Origin of the sequence: Paraburkholderia sp. USG1, from assembly GCF_031570135.1 — a bacterium.
Lineage (GTDB): Bacteria > Pseudomonadota > Gammaproteobacteria > Burkholderiales > Burkholderiaceae > Paraburkholderia > Paraburkholderia dioscoreae.
Map to the genome: position 1 here is coordinate 12,132 of NZ_JAMWXW010000052.1, position 13,449 is coordinate 25,580.

The 13,449-nt window shown below is 58.3% G+C and carries 11 protein-coding genes; 6 read left to right on the forward strand and 5 right to left on the reverse strand.

Annotation, left to right across the window (positions count from 1 at the left end; translation table 11 throughout):
• The first annotated feature begins 151 nt into the window (after positions 1 to 151).
• Genes NE850_RS37995 through NE850_RS38010 form a run of 4 tightly spaced genes read left to right on the forward strand, consistent with a single transcriptional unit; the run spans position 152 to position 3,997 of the window.
• Complete coding sequence (locus tag NE850_RS37995; RefSeq protein ID WP_007176088.1) at positions 152 to 991, forward strand: ABC transporter permease subunit; 840 nt, start codon at positions 152 to 154, stop codon at positions 989 to 991.
• Positions 988 to 1,731 (forward strand): ABC transporter ATP-binding protein, encoded by a 744-nt coding sequence (locus NE850_RS38000; RefSeq protein ID WP_007176089.1) that lies wholly within the window; start codon positions 988 to 990, stop codon positions 1,729 to 1,731. Before NE850_RS37995 ends, NE850_RS38000 begins: the two co-directional genes overlap by 4 nt.
• Before the next feature lie 35 nt (positions 1,732 to 1,766).
• Positions 1,767 to 2,771, forward strand: a complete 1,005-nt coding sequence (locus NE850_RS38005; protein WP_007176090.1) for an NrtA/SsuA/CpmA family ABC transporter substrate-binding protein — start codon at positions 1,767 to 1,769, stop codon at positions 2,769 to 2,771.
• A gap of 11 nt (positions 2,772 to 2,782) precedes the next feature.
• Complete coding sequence (locus tag NE850_RS38010; RefSeq protein WP_232064290.1) at positions 2,783 to 3,997, forward strand: acyl-CoA dehydrogenase family protein; 1,215 nt, start codon at positions 2,783 to 2,785, stop codon at positions 3,995 to 3,997.
• Between the two features lie 43 nt (positions 3,998 to 4,040).
• On the opposite strand, the gene NE850_RS38015 is transcribed toward NE850_RS38010, so the two are convergent.
• From NE850_RS38015 to NE850_RS38030, 4 genes are all read right to left on the reverse strand, one after another.
• Positions 4,041 to 5,102 (reverse strand): LLM class flavin-dependent oxidoreductase, encoded by a 1,062-nt coding sequence (locus NE850_RS38015; RefSeq protein ID WP_310700250.1) that lies wholly within the window; start codon positions 5,100 to 5,102, stop codon positions 4,041 to 4,043.
• Between the two features lie 204 nt (positions 5,103 to 5,306).
• On the reverse strand, positions 5,307 to 6,089 hold the full coding sequence (locus tag NE850_RS38020; RefSeq protein ID WP_310700252.1) for an ABC transporter substrate-binding protein: 783 nt from the start codon (positions 6,087 to 6,089) through the stop codon (positions 5,307 to 5,309).
• 603 nt (positions 6,090 to 6,692) lie between these two features.
• Entirely contained in the window at positions 6,693 to 7,634 is a 942-nt protein-coding gene (locus NE850_RS38025; protein WP_310700253.1) for a hypothetical protein, read from the reverse strand.
• A gap of 471 nt (positions 7,635 to 8,105) precedes the next feature.
• Positions 8,106 to 8,660 (reverse strand): hypothetical protein, encoded by a 555-nt coding sequence (locus NE850_RS38030; protein ID WP_165187716.1) that lies wholly within the window; start codon positions 8,658 to 8,660, stop codon positions 8,106 to 8,108.
• 684 nt (positions 8,661 to 9,344) lie between these two features.
• Between NE850_RS38030 and NE850_RS38035 the strand changes: the two genes are divergently transcribed.
• Positions 9,345 to 9,806 carry a hypothetical protein gene (locus NE850_RS38035; protein WP_310700254.1) on the forward strand — a complete coding sequence of 154 codons (462 nt, stop codon included), beginning with the start codon at positions 9,345 to 9,347 and terminating at the stop codon, positions 9,804 to 9,806.
• A gap of 57 nt (positions 9,807 to 9,863) precedes the next feature.
• On the opposite strand, the gene NE850_RS38040 is transcribed toward NE850_RS38035, so the two are convergent.
• Positions 9,864 to 10,613, reverse strand: coding sequence for a Crp/Fnr family transcriptional regulator (locus NE850_RS38040; RefSeq protein ID WP_035516419.1), 750 nt, complete (start codon positions 10,611 to 10,613; stop codon positions 9,864 to 9,866).
• Positions 10,614 to 11,799: 1,186 nt separating this feature from the next.
• Between NE850_RS38040 and NE850_RS38045 the strand changes: the two genes are divergently transcribed.
• Positions 11,800 to 13,347 carry a methyl-accepting chemotaxis protein gene (locus tag NE850_RS38045; protein WP_310700255.1) on the forward strand — a complete coding sequence of 516 codons (1,548 nt, stop codon included), beginning with the start codon at positions 11,800 to 11,802 and terminating at the stop codon, positions 13,345 to 13,347.
• Positions 13,348 to 13,449 lie beyond the last annotated feature (102 nt).

Below are 13,449 nucleotides of genomic sequence, written 5' to 3' on the forward strand. Positions count from 1 at the left end.
GAACTCGCCTTTATGAGGCTCCGCCTTTTGCCTTTTCCGGTAGATGTTCGCTACCTGGATCGCCGCGCAAAATGAATTTGCCCCGAGGTGTGTTGACCCGTACTGGCTCCGTTTCGGAACCGTGCTTTTTCAAGGCTAATCTGGGACCGACATGGCTGACGTCACTTATTCTCGCAATAGCTATGTCGCTTCGACCCGATTGTACCTGGGGGTTTCGAAGGGCGCGCTCTATAGGTGGCTTTCGTGGATCGTTCCAGCGCTGGTGGTGGTGTTTTGGCAAATTGCATCGCGTGTCGGACTGATTGCTCCTCAGGTTCTTCCCGCCCCGAGCAGCGTCGCGGCAACCGCGCTGGATCTGGCCAGGCACGGTGATCTCTTCGTTCACCTCGGCGTTTCGCTGCTGCGTGCGGCTGCGGGCTTTGCAATCGGCGGAACAATCGGACTCGCGCTCGGCGTCCTGGTCGGCTTCTCGCCGCTCGCGCAGGCGCTGCTGGACCGCTCGATCCAGATGGTGCGCGCAATTCCTTTCCTCGCCATGCTGCCGCTCGTCATCGTGTGGTTCGGTGTTGGCGAAGTGGCAAAAATCTTTCTGGTCGCGCTTGCGGTACTGTTCCCCATCTACATCAACACCATGCTCGGCATTCGGCAGATCGATCCGAAGCTGATGGAGCTCGCGAAGGTTGTCGGGTTGGACTGGCCCGCCGTGGTGCGCCGGATCATTCTGCCGGGTGCCATGCCGTCGATCCTCACGGGCGTGCGTTATGCGCTTGCTCACGCGTGGCTCGCGCTCGTCATTGCCGAAACGCTCGCGACGACGAAAGGCATCGGCTTTCTGGCAATGGATGCCCGCGAATTCCTTCAGACCAATGTCATTCTGCTGACCATCATCATCTACGCGATCATCGGCGTGGTGGCGGACGCGCTGGTGCGGCTGCTTGAAGCGCATTTCCTCACATGGCACGCGAATTACGCTAAAGGAGCGCGCAAGTGAGCGTTGATTTTGCACTGCCCCAGGATGCCGCTGTTCCGGCTGCCACCGAAGAGCGAGTGAACCGCACGCCGCTCGCCGTTTCGGTGCGTGGTTTGCAGCGCCGCTACGGCACCCGTGTCGTTATCGATGCGCTGGACCTCGATATCCGCGAAGGCGAATTCGTTGCACTACTGGGGGAAAGCGGATGTGGCAAGACCACGCTGTTGCGTGCGCTGGCCGGGCTCGATCAGCCCGACGCCGGGCAGATTCGCGCACCCGAACGCCCTTCCGTCGTATTTCAGGAGCATCGGCTACTGCCTTGGGCGACGCTGTGGGAGAACGTCGTGCTCGGTCATGAAACGACGATTGGTCGTGCGGGGGCGGCGCGTGCGTTGGCCGAAGTCGGGCTTTCCGGCCGCGAAGACGACTGGCCGCGCAACCTCTCCGGAGGTCAGGCGCAACGCGTGGCATTGGCGCGCGGTCTCGTCCGCGATCCCGCCTTGCTGTTGCTCGACGAACCGTTCGCCGCGCTCGACGCGCTCACGCGGATCAAGATGCACGGACTCGTCAAGGAGCTCGTCGCGCGCCATCACCCCGGCGTGCTGCTCGTGACGCATGACGTGGATGAGGCGCTCACGCTCGCCGACAGGATTCTTGTGATGCGTTCGGGACGCATCGCCGCTTCCTTCCAACCCAAAAACTACACGCCGCAGGCACTGCGGCCGATCCTGCTCGAAGAGCTCGGCGTTCAGTCTCACTGAGCGCTTTTCTGCATGACTCCAAGGACCTGACAAGGATGAACGATTCTTCACTGAGCCGCCGCCAACTGTTGCGCGCGGCGGGTGGCCTGCTGGCCGGCGTCGCCGCCAGCAGCCTGTTTCCCGTTCGCGCGGCCGAGCCGCGCAAGCTGACACGCAACACCGATACGGTTCGCGTCGGATGGGGATACGGTAGCCTGCCGGACATTGCCAGGCAGCGCGGTGTGTTCGAAAAGACGCTGGCTGCAAAGGGCATCAAGGTCGAATGGGTCGGGCCGTTCCCGAATCATGCGCCGTCGATTCAGGCCGTTGTTGGCGGGAGCGCGGATTTCGGCTTCTGGGGATCGACTACGCCGGCATTGGCCGCGATGCTGGCCGGCTCACCGCTCGTGTTCAATGCGTTCGATATCTATTCGCCGCGCTCGACTGCGATCATCGTGAAGAAAACAAGCGGTATCAATTCGGTTGCCGATCTCGTGGGCCGCAAGGTCGCGATCAACCGGTCGGGATTGGGTGAATTCCTTCTGATTGCAGCACTGGAGAAGAATCATATCGACCGTAGCAAGGTCGAGTTCGTTTACCTGAATCCGCCCGATGCCGCGCCGGCGTTTGCGCAAGGCGTGGTCGACGCCTGGTCGATGTGGTCCCCGGCCGTGGATATCGCGCGCTATAGCAACAACGCCAAGGACATTTTCAACGAAGGACGCGACCTCGATTTCCTGATCGATTACAGCTCTCTCGTGACACGCCGAAAATTTACCGAAGAGAATTCGGAACTGATTCGCGCGGTAATCGATGCGTACTATGTCGAAGGCGCGTGGCAGTCGGCGCATTCCGCCGAATCCGAACAGCTCGTGCAGAAGGAAGCCAAATATCCAGATCAGGTGCGCGACTATCTGACGAGCCTGAAGCGCGTGAATCAATTCCACGAACCCGACGACGCCGCATTCATCGCGCAGTTCCAACGCGCCGCCGACTGGCTCGCGGAACGCAAGATCATCAACTCGCGAATCAAGGTCGCGGATTACAGCGTCAAGGTTTGATGAAACATATCATGAGAACCACGCTTGTCTCGCCATTGTCAGAAACACTCGGGTTTGCTGAAACCATCGCCCATATCGCATCGATCGCAGCGGAGCGGGAACGCAGTCACCGTTTGCCGCACGAGGAGATCGCGATGCTCAAGGAGCTCGGCTTCGGCGCGCTGCGCCAGCCGGCAGATGCCGGCGGACGAGGCGTTTCGTTGAGCGAGCTTTTCACCGTAGCGCGTGATGTTGCGGCAGCGGATTCGAACATCGCTCACGCGTTTCGCAATCATCTGTGGCAAGTGGAAGCGGCGCTCAGACGCCGGGATCATCCGTTCCATGCGCACGTTCTCGATCTGACGAGTAAGAAGAAAACCGTCGGCCTCAGTTTCACCGAGACCGATGCCGTGGCGGCCGGCGCGCGTCCGAGCCAGGTGCTAAGCCGGCTCGAATGGGACGAAGCGCGGCGCGTATATATCGGCTCAGGCGTGAAGGTGTACGCGACCGGCAACCTCTACAACGACGCATTCGTCGGCCTTGCGGTGGAAAGCCGTGAGGGGAAGACCGTGCAGTACGTGTTGGAGCGAGGCCAGGGCGTCGGCAACGATGACGACTGGCAGGGATTCGGCCAGCGCCTGACGGGCTCAGGCACGGCGAAGTTTGATGCCGTGACCGTGCCCGCGGCGCATGTCTATCCGACAGATCCGCCGCGAACCGACGAAGCAGCGCCTTGGGGATACACCTTCCACCAGGTCTATCTGACCAACTGCATCGCGGGCATTGTGCGGCGGGTAGCGTTGGACGCCGTCGAAGTTTTGCGCGCACGCGGGCGCAACTTCTATCACGGCGACGCCGCGCATCCCACCGACGAGCCGGTGCTGCAAACGCTGCTTGGCCGGATTCGCGCCTATGCGGCGAGCGTCGAGGCAACCGCCGATCGCGCTGTGTCAGCGCTTCAGCGAGCATGGGATAGCTATGGAACGGCCGACGAATATGACACCACGTTGGCCGCAACGCTCGCCGCAGCGGAAGCCAAGGTCGTGATCGACGATCTCGCTCCGCAGATCGCCAGCTGGCTGATCGATCTTGGATCGGGCTCGGTCGTGTCACGCGTGGGCGCGTTGGACCGGCATTGGCGCAACATCAAGGTGATTGCTTCGCACAATCCGCGCCTGTACAAGGAGCGGCTGCTTGGGCAGAACCTGCTGACCGGCCAGCTTCCGCCCACTGGTGCGTTCTTCTGAACATACCCTACGGCCCCGCATGATGCGGGGCGTGCGGCTGTGCTCAGTTCGAAAGGAGCCGCTTAACGCGCGGCACGACCTCTTCTGCAAAGATGCGCATGTCCGCTTCGAAAGGCTGGAACTGCAACATGAAGAGTTCGATGCCCGCCCGATGAAACGCGGCAACGCGCTGCGCGACGGTGTCGTAATCGCCGACTAGCCCTGCAGCCGTGCCGCCATTCGAACCGACACGCGGCGATTGCGCGAAGGTCTGGTGCATCACGGTTTTCGGATCGATATTGGCCTTCTGCCGTTCGCGCAGCGGCTTGTCCAACTCGGCCAGTGCGAACAGATGCGCGAGGTGAGCCTCTGCCTGCGCCTGGGTTTCACGTGCGATCACGAACGCCGACAGACCGAAACGCAACGCATCCTGCCCGGCGGGCCGCGCGCGAGCGGATACATTGGCGATCAGACGCGCTACGTCGTCGTGCGGCTGACCGTTGATGAACCACACGTCGCCGTGCGCCGCCACCAGTTCGCGCGCCGGTTCCGACTCGCCGCCGACATAGATGCGCGGACGCGCGCGAAACGGATCGGCGGGACGCAACTGATATTCGTCGATATGAAAGTTGTCGCCGTGATGATTCAGCGCTTCGCCGCGCAGCAGCGCGGCGACGACTTCGATCCATTCGCGGCCGTACGCGTAACGTTCATCGTGCTCGGGAAAGCCAATGCCCGCACGTTCGAGCTCCGGACGATTCCACGCATTCACCAGGTTGATTGCAAAGCGCCCGCCGCTGATGTGCTCGATCTGCTGAGCCATCTTCGCGAGCACGACCGGGTGATAGAGATACGGTTTGATCGCCGTGATGATTTCGATGCGTGACGTTAGCGCCGCCAATGCCGCCGATGCGGTCCACGCCTCGAGCTGATCGAGAGAAGGGTCATGCGGATTGATCGTGTGCTGGGCGACGAGCACCGAGTCGTATCCGAGACGCTCGGCCTCGAGTACGAGCGCCTTGTTGCGGGCCCAGGAAGCATCATAGGGTTCTGCGGGATCCTGCAACGCGGCGCGGCTACCGTGCACAAGTGCCCAGACGCCGAAGCGTGGAAGTTTGGCTGACATCGCTTTGATACGCGGGGAAGTGGAGGGGCAAAACGCTCATGTTAGCGTTGCCCGTGCGCGCGGCCTTCCAATTTGTATCGATATAGAACTGACGGAAAAGTATTAAGGCTCGTGTTGAGTTCGCTTTAATCAACTGACCGATCTGGTTAGACAATCGCGAGAGACCGCCATACCTCGCGGTCGCGCGCATTGGTCCGGCCGTTTTCACTGCCCGTAGACGTCGAAGTCGAAGTACTTTTTCGCGATCTTGTCGTATGTTCCATCCGCGCGCGTGTCGGCGATCGCCTTGTCGATCTTCGCCTTCAGGTCGGTGTCTTCCTTGCGCAAGCCGATCGCTGTACCGCTTCCCAGCGTCTTCGCGTCGTAAAGCGGATTGCCGGCGAATGCGAAGTCCTTGCCCCGCGGCGTGCGCAGGAACCCGACGTTAGCCTGCACGGCGTTCTGCAGCGACGCGTCGATGCGGCCGGCGATCAGGTCCGAGTACACGAGATCCTGATCCTGGTAAGACACGATCGCTGCGCCGGCCGGTTCCCAGTAGGTCTTCGCATAGGTTTCCTGGATCGAGCCCTGCTCGACGCCGATTCGCTTGCCTTTCAGCGCTTCAGGCGTGGGCGTGATCGTCGAGCCTTTCTTCGCGACGAGGCGCGTGGGGATACGGAATACCTTCGACGAGAAAGCGATCTGCGCCTGACGTGCCGGCGTCATCGACATGGTGGATAGCACGCCGTCGAACTTACGACCCTTCAGCGCGGGAATCATCCCGTCGAAGGCGTTTTCGACCCACACGCAATTTGCGTTCAGGCGACGGCAGATCTCGTTGCCTAGATCGATGTCGAAGCCGACGAGCTTGCCGTCGGCGGCTTTCGATTCGAACGGCGGATAGCTCGCGTCGACACCGAAGCGTACGGTCGACCAATCCTTCGCGTTTGCACTGGCGGATGATGCTGCGAGTAGTGCAAACGTTAGGGTTGCGAGGAGGGGTTTCATGGGGGGCCTTTGGTTACTTTTTTGAATAGATGCGTGGGTGGGGCGGCCGCCGACTGGGGAGAGATGCGGCGCCCGATATTCGACCATGTTTGATTGGGGTTGCAAATTCATTCGGGGAATCAGTTTATGCGGGGGGTGAATGGAGTGGGGATATCGGCTTGCTCGTATTTATTTCGGTGGGAGACGGAGTGGCCAGGTTAGCTGACACGCTTGGTGCCAGCACGGCAAGACGCGTTATCGTGGCCGCCTTCGAAGGCTCTTGTACTCCGCGGGGAAATAGGTTTGGGTGGGTCGATGAATCGCGGGTCTCGGCCCAAGTGAGAGGCCGACAGGCGATGCTGGCGCCACCACGTGCGTTCTCATGTGCTCGCAACTTGGTGGGCCAACTTGGACAACGGCTGCTTGTTTGGCCTTAGCTGCCGTTGATGTGTCAGCACGAATATACCCAACTACCGATGCGGACCAGTCGTTGGATGAAGGCCATAGACGAACGGCCGTTACCGGTTTCAACGAATGCGCACTTTCGATCCTGAACCGACTCTCGACAGCCCCACTTCCGTGTGTCCCGTTTAGAGCAGATACGGACTATTGCGAAGTCGACTGCTACGTAAAAAGTGAAGCGTACGGCATCAGTCTATAAGCAGACTCCAACGCCTTTTCGACGCCAGTCGTCTGCGCGCCAAAGTCGAGGGTCATATCGATCGCCGGTATGTCGATCGCCAACGAAGTTGTTCCGCCCTTTTGCACGGGATGGATGTCATCTGGCCAGTCCGACTTCACAGCCAGGATCTCGTCGACCGTGCGCTTCTCGAAACCGAGCTCCATCACCTGTTGATCAAATTTGTGACTTAACTTCACACCCCTTGGGAAGCCAATTCCTTTCAACACGATCCAGGTCGATCCGTTCCCGCGACCTTGCGGACGTGCCATCTGAATTTTGGGGTGCCGCAATCTGAGATGTTCCCAATAATCCAGGTGGAATTTAGTAATAGCGGGGTTGACTGCCATCGTGTAGCCGCGTCGCCCCTGATCTATCGCGGCCAGCATAACGTAGCGCCGCCATATCGCGCGTCGCCCTTGTCCTTGTTGTTCCCTAAACCAGGTTTCGATAGTCTCGTACAAGATACGGTGCTGATAGTCATTCTCTTGGAGCGGAGGACTGATATAGCATTGAGGTGCACAGATAACGGTTCTGTAACTGTCAAGTTTTCCTTCATCTACGAGCCGTTTTCCGCGCAGATGATAGCGTTCCGCTTGTCTGTATTGAGCCGGAGCGTTGACTTTGTTTTCGATGAGAATGCCGATGCGGCGCTCTTCTTGTAACACGCGGAGGACCAGGTCACTCTCACCGTCCGTGTCGGAAAGACTGTGCCACGCCCCCGCTGCAGTGACGTTGTGCAAGTCAATCTTGCCACAGAACCATGCGACGAAGTCGTTATTGACGTGGAATTCCTCCAACAGCAGCAGGTCGATATCTCGCTCAGTTACCGAGGCCAAGTAGCGTCCAAAGTCGGTATCCGGTATCACAGAATTGATCTGGTTCATGTAGGTCGACTCCACAACGTTCGGGGCGGTAATAGCTAAGTCCTGTTTTCAACGCTTTCGGGCAGGTTCCCCGTATCGTGGCTGGACAGGGCATTGCCCGACAATAACACGCCCCTTCCGACTATCACCATTAGCCCTGGCCTGCCCGCGCCGCAACTGTCGGCTCTTTATGGCAATGCCGATGTTCGAACGCTGTTTGGAGGTTCGACGCCAAGGGCGTTCATGACCGCACCGCGCTCTAACACGGTTGACTCCGGTAGACCCTCAGCGGACTTCCGGTACGTAGAGGCATCAATAGCTTTTCACAAAGTGCAGCGGACGTTCATTGGGCGATGTTTGCTGACGGGTCATCGGCCGTTGCGGATAGTCGCACAGCCTCACGCTTGCCGAGGTGGTGCGAGTCGTCAACGCCGATGGCATCGGCAACTAGACCGCTTGTAAGCGAACCGCACCATCATGGTCGTTCAGGCGTTAGTCGGCCGAAAAACCTTCGACCAGCCGCGGGGAAAATACCAACTCCGGCGAGTCGCCGTTGGAAGAGTCAAGATGAATCATCTTGTCGTATTCGCGCGGCTCCAAATCGAATACACGCACAGTTTTATGAACAGCCGGGTCGCCGCTGAACTGATATGCGACGCACGCCACTACGGCGAAGCCAGGAACAAAACCTTTGGCAAGGCCCGGACTGTGGGCCTTCCATCGTAGATTTTGAGCCGCGTTCGGGAACATTACCTCGCCCATTCCCTGCGTGCGTGCAACGTCGTTCTCTTGGCACGTTTGAGCTATGGCACGCCGTAGGGCCTCAAGCGGTTCAGGATAAGAAAAGCCGCCGGAAACTGGAGGCGTCTCTTTCGAATCGGCTAGCGGCATCATCGTGGCTGTGAACATGACATTGAAAGCCGGTGATCGGCCCACGTTGTTTAGGCTATACCTAAACGTGTATGCCAATCCGTTGCTCTCGTCATGGACAAGTGGCCCTTCCGGTTCCATTTCCAGTGAAACCCAGGGGCGCTGATCAAACTTCATGGACTGCAGTTGATCTCTGGATGCCCTGAACTGATACCAGGACGCACCCGCGCCCAACAGCGAGCCGATAGCCGCACATAACGCAACCCAAGCCGCCACATAGTCCAACCAGTGCTTGTTCGTCTCACGCCCCGACATAGCGCCCCCGAGTTTTTCGGTAAATCATAAGTGAAAAACCGATAGTTAGAGCGTTAGGGAATCGCATAAACTTGTGGCGGCACCCTTATTGAGCATCAAATCACGCTCACATCGCGCGTGCGTCAATCGGCTGCATACTTCCCTTACCTGATATTGGCTTTTCCATGGCTGACTTTAACCGGGATATCTGCTTGCTTTACTCGTCACCCTCGCGCCCACATTCAGGCGCTTACCCACCCAAAAATCAAACCTTTTAGCGCACCCAGTTGCTCTCTCCGCACCTGGCCTGATTTATAATCACCAAGCCTTCGGGAAACACCCGAAGGTCAGGTTTGGAAGCCTGCATGTAATGCCCGCACACCCGCTCAGGCGGGGAGTGCGTCTATCCCTGCACGTCTGTTGTTCCACAATGGGCGGGCGGTGGTGGGGGAGCCGCGAGGCTCGCCGGCTTGGCATTACACCGGTCTTCCAATCCCGCTACCTGCCCGCTCACCCACTTTCCAAGCGAGTGTCGGGCGATCTGAGCAGTAACAGGGAGATCGCACCATGAGCAAGACCGCAAAAAATCAACCCGCTTCACGCCCGCCTGTCGACGTACTCCAATACGAAAAGCTCGCGCTGTCTGCATTCGACCTATGCGAACGGCAACTGGGCAAACTGAATACGCTAATCACACTAGCGTCTTCAATGTGTAGGAATCCTGCCATCATGAGCTACGAAAGACACCGCCGTCAGACCATGCTCGAACTGCTCGTCGACACTGCAGAGCAATATCATCAGGATCTCGAATGCGAACGCGAACTCTTCCAGGTGATTGCGCTCGATGCAAAGGGCGTCCCTCAAGCGCGTCTCACCGCCAGTCACGCAACGCGCCTTCTTGTCGAAGCATCCAGGATTGCGAACGGATCGCAAGCTACCGACAACGCCCCCAAGCGCAAACGTTCTCCTGCCAAAAGCGTAGCGATTGCAAAGGCGCATGCACAGCAATCGGTCGCCGTGCGGCACTAACTAACGGATAACGGACAACCGATAGCATCAGCGAAGAGACAAGCTGTGCGCAGGGGCTCAACGTGAGGCCGAAAACCATCGCCGTAATCCCTGCACGTCCGGGATACGGATATGTCGCCCCTTGGCCTCGATGAGATTCAGATCGCAAAGCCGGGTGAATGCCCTGCTCACGGTTTCCAGTCGCAGTCCGACGAAGTCGGCAATATCGGTTCGACTGACGGGAAGCGAAAACTCGGTGAAGTGCTGTTTGCGCGCAGCGAGCTGGTCTGAAAACCAGAGCAGGAATCCACAAACGCGCCGTTCGGCATTGGCACTCGCGGTGAACAGGAACGCCTCCTGCCGTTGTTGCATGACGCGGGCAATGAGACGATGAAACTGAGTGCCGATCAACTGGTTCTGGGAGATGCGCCGCAGCAGATGCCGGTAAGGGATAACACAGAAGACTGAATTCTCAAGCGCAACCACCGTAACGGTTTGCGCTCCAGACGCGGCACCGAGGAAACCCACCACATCACCCCGCAGGGCGAGTGCCGCAATCTGCGGGCGCCCGTCGACAGAGCGCACCACGGCCTTTGACGAACCGCTCGCAATCGCAAATAGATGTGTGAATGGAGCCCCTTGCTCGTAGAGAACCTTACCTTGCTCGACTCGCCTTCTTTCGACAACAACGTCGGCGAGATTGGACACCTGATGCAGGTCAAGGCCACTTCCAAGACATAGTTCGCGGATTCCGCATTGAGCACAATGATTGGGGCGATCGCCAGCGAAAGATTGCTTGCCAAGGGCGATTAACAGTTCGTGATCCATTGATGAAGAGTACCGGGTGACTCGCTCGCGTGGCGTAGTTTTGATTGGCGGAGCATTACCCGTTCGTCGACAAACTGACGAGGGGCGTGTCCATTCGCGGGTGGACACTCCCGCGAGTGTCCGCTAGTCGTACGTGCAGCGTCCGACCGTTTACTCAGTGGCGTACGCCGCATCGATTGGCTGTCTTAACGGAATTGTAGTCATTAGCCTGTGATGCAATGGAGAACTGAAAACGCCGATTCGGCTTGTGGCTGTATGGCGTATCCGCAGAAATTTCGTTGTCTTACATCTGTCCCCTCGACAACCATTTTCTCGGCATTGGCACTCCAGATTGGATCCGGGGGGTGAGAGCTGAAAAGCTGGTTGAACCGTACTCCTGAACCGATCATATTCCCCGGTCGACTTCATGCGCTCATCGATACAGCGTATCAAGTTGACTAAAGTCAAATGAGAGGGTTTGCCGAGTCGGCAAAGAATGAAGTGTCACGACGCGAACCGGTATCGTGGTGGGGCCTTATCTGAATACTAATAGCTTTAGCATGATCAGCCTGGCATTCGTCAGACCTTTGTTACCTATATGAACCGTCCACTTAACGGCACGCTTTCTCATGCGTGATCATTGGTGTTTGTGCGCCCAGTCAGTCGATGACTGTTGTCTGACGTTGTTCGACGAGTGGTGTGAAAGGCGCGCGGTACTACCGCTGTGCTATTTGATGAATGCATGGCCGATTGTGTCTGTGTCCGGTTCAGCGATATGCCGTCTCTACGCAATATTGGACGAACTACTGAGCAACGAAGCTGCAGGGTTGCTCGACAATGAACGTAGGATAATCAACAGGATTCTGCGAAATAAATGCACCCATGTAGAGGGTTTGTCCGCCGAGCTGGCCGACGCAGTGTGCGATGTTTGTTCGCTCAGGCGTTACAAGATCCTTCTATTGGATGGGAACGTTGCCTAACCGGGAATAGCTGAATTCCATACACGGGAGCGCAATGGGAAGGTGACGGAGAAATATATCTAACTTTGGCTGGCCAACAATAATTTGTACACCGAACATTATATCGAAGTGAGATTCCGTTATTTCCCGACGTGATCGCTAAAGATATCGATCCTGCGGCCGTTAGCAGACTATAGAGCGGTAGCACTGTCAGCCCGTCGCGGTCAATTTGAGAGGTTCGTTAACGTATGAAGTTGTCCTTCTCCCAGAAGCTTTGGCTTCCGCTGGTCCTGAGCCTGTTATGTCTTGCCGGTATATCGATCTACAACGCCTTCGAAGGGAGGGAAGCTCAACTGGAAGATCGCAAACAGGATCTGATCCACGCTTCCGACATCGCCCTTAGTCTTGTCAAGACATATGGTGACGCCGTAGCCGCAGGATCGCTGACTGAGACGGAAGCAAAGAAACAGGCCATGGATAAGATTCGGGCCATCCGGTACGGCGACGAAGGCTACTTCGCGATCATCAATTCGGCCGCAACGGTGTTGATGCACCCGACGCGTCCGGAGATGGACGGCAAGGACGCCAGCAACTACAAAGATCCGAACGGTGTGTATGTCTTTCGCGCCGCGGTTGACGCCGTCAAGCGCGACGGCAAGGGATTCAACGAGTATGCGTTTCCGCGGCCGGGCTCATCGGAAGCGTCTCCGAAGATCTCCTACAACGTGGGCTATCAGCCGTGGGGCTGGATTCTCACGACCGGAGTCTACGTCGACGACATCGACGCGGCGTTCCGTTCAATGCTGTATCGCAGCCTCGGAATCATGCTGGTGATGATCGCAGCTTTGTCGACTGTCGTGGTGCTGTTCAATCGCAGCATTCTTCGCGCAATGGGCGGAGAGCCTTCTTATGCCGCCGAGCTTGCCAACCAGATTGCCGGCAATGACCTGACCGCAGTGGTCAAGACGACTCGGGATGATCGATCAAGCCTGCTATTTTCGATGAAAAGCATGCAGGAGCAACTCACGCGCACGATCAGCGGGATCAAGATTGCAGCCGATTCGATCGCTACCGCTTCGCATCAGATCGCGGTGGGCAACCAAGACCTCTCTCAACGCACTGAGGAGCAGGCTGCGTCTCTGGAGCAAACGGCGGCCAGCATGGAGCAACTGATCTCCACGGTGAGCCAGAACGCCGAGAATGCGAGCGAGGCCAATCAGCTCGCTGCGCAGGCGGTCAAGGTGGCCGAGCAGGGTGGTGTCGTCGTAACGCGTGTCGTTGAAACGATGGACGGGATCAACGCCAGCTCCGACAGGATCGCCGACATAGTGGGCATGATCGAAAGCATCGCATTCCAGACCAATATCCTCGCCTTGAACGCGGCCGTGGAGGCGGCGCGTGCCGGCGAACAGGGGAGAGGCTTTGCAGTGGTCGCTTCCGAGGTGCGCTCGCTCGCGCAGCGTTCTTCGACCGCGTCGAAAGAGATCAGGGAACTGATTCACGATTCGGTTCAACGGGTGCGCACCGGTGCCGGATACGCGCAGGAAGCCGGCGAAGCCATGGACCGGATTACGCACGAGGTCAGGCGCGTGACCGATCTCATGAGTGAAATCGCCGCTTCGTCGCAGGAGCAAAGCAAGGGCATCGGCGAGGTGAATGAGGCTGTCACGCAGATGGATCAGGTCACGCAGCAGAACGCGGCACTGGTCGAAGAAGCCGCAGCCGCAGCCAGTTCGCTAGAGATGCAGGCGGACGATCTGAAGGCCATTGTGTCCACGTTCCGGCTGGACGCCTAGCATGGCGCTGGCATGCGCCTCGCGGCTCAGGCACGCAGTGCGGTTCCGGCGTGTCGAAACAGCGCCTACGTCCGCGCTGAAACCGCCGACACCCATTCTGCG

Excerpts from the sequence above, each read along its gene's own strand:
- NE850_RS38030 (WP_165187716.1), bottom strand. The coding sequence starts at position 8,660 with ATGAAGTTTGATCAGCGCCCCTGGGTTTCACTGGAAATGGAACCGGAA.
- NE850_RS38045 (WP_310700255.1), top strand. The coding sequence starts at position 11,800 with ATGAAGTTGTCCTTCTCCCAGAAGCTTTGGCTTCCGCTGGTCCTGAGC.
- NE850_RS38010 (WP_232064290.1), top strand. The coding sequence starts at position 2,783 with ATGAGAACCACGCTTGTCTCGCCATTGTCAGAAACACTCGGGTTTGCT.
- NE850_RS38040 (WP_035516419.1), bottom strand. The coding sequence starts at position 10,613 with ATGGATCACGAACTGTTAATCGCCCTTGGCAAGCAATCTTTCGCTGGC.
- NE850_RS38020 (WP_310700252.1), bottom strand. The coding sequence starts at position 6,089 with ATGAAACCCCTCCTCGCAACCCTAACGTTTGCACTACTCGCAGCATCA.
- NE850_RS38015 (WP_310700250.1), bottom strand. The coding sequence starts at position 5,102 with ATGTCAGCCAAACTTCCACGCTTCGGCGTCTGGGCACTTGTGCACGGT.
- NE850_RS38005 (WP_007176090.1), top strand. The coding sequence starts at position 1,767 with ATGAACGATTCTTCACTGAGCCGCCGCCAACTGTTGCGCGCGGCGGGT.
- NE850_RS38035 (WP_310700254.1), top strand. The coding sequence starts at position 9,345 with ATGAGCAAGACCGCAAAAAATCAACCCGCTTCACGCCCGCCTGTCGAC.
- NE850_RS38025 (WP_310700253.1), bottom strand. The coding sequence starts at position 7,634 with ATGAACCAGATCAATTCTGTGATACCGGATACCGACTTTGGACGCTAC.
- NE850_RS37995 (WP_007176088.1), top strand. The coding sequence starts at position 152 with ATGGCTGACGTCACTTATTCTCGCAATAGCTATGTCGCTTCGACCCGA.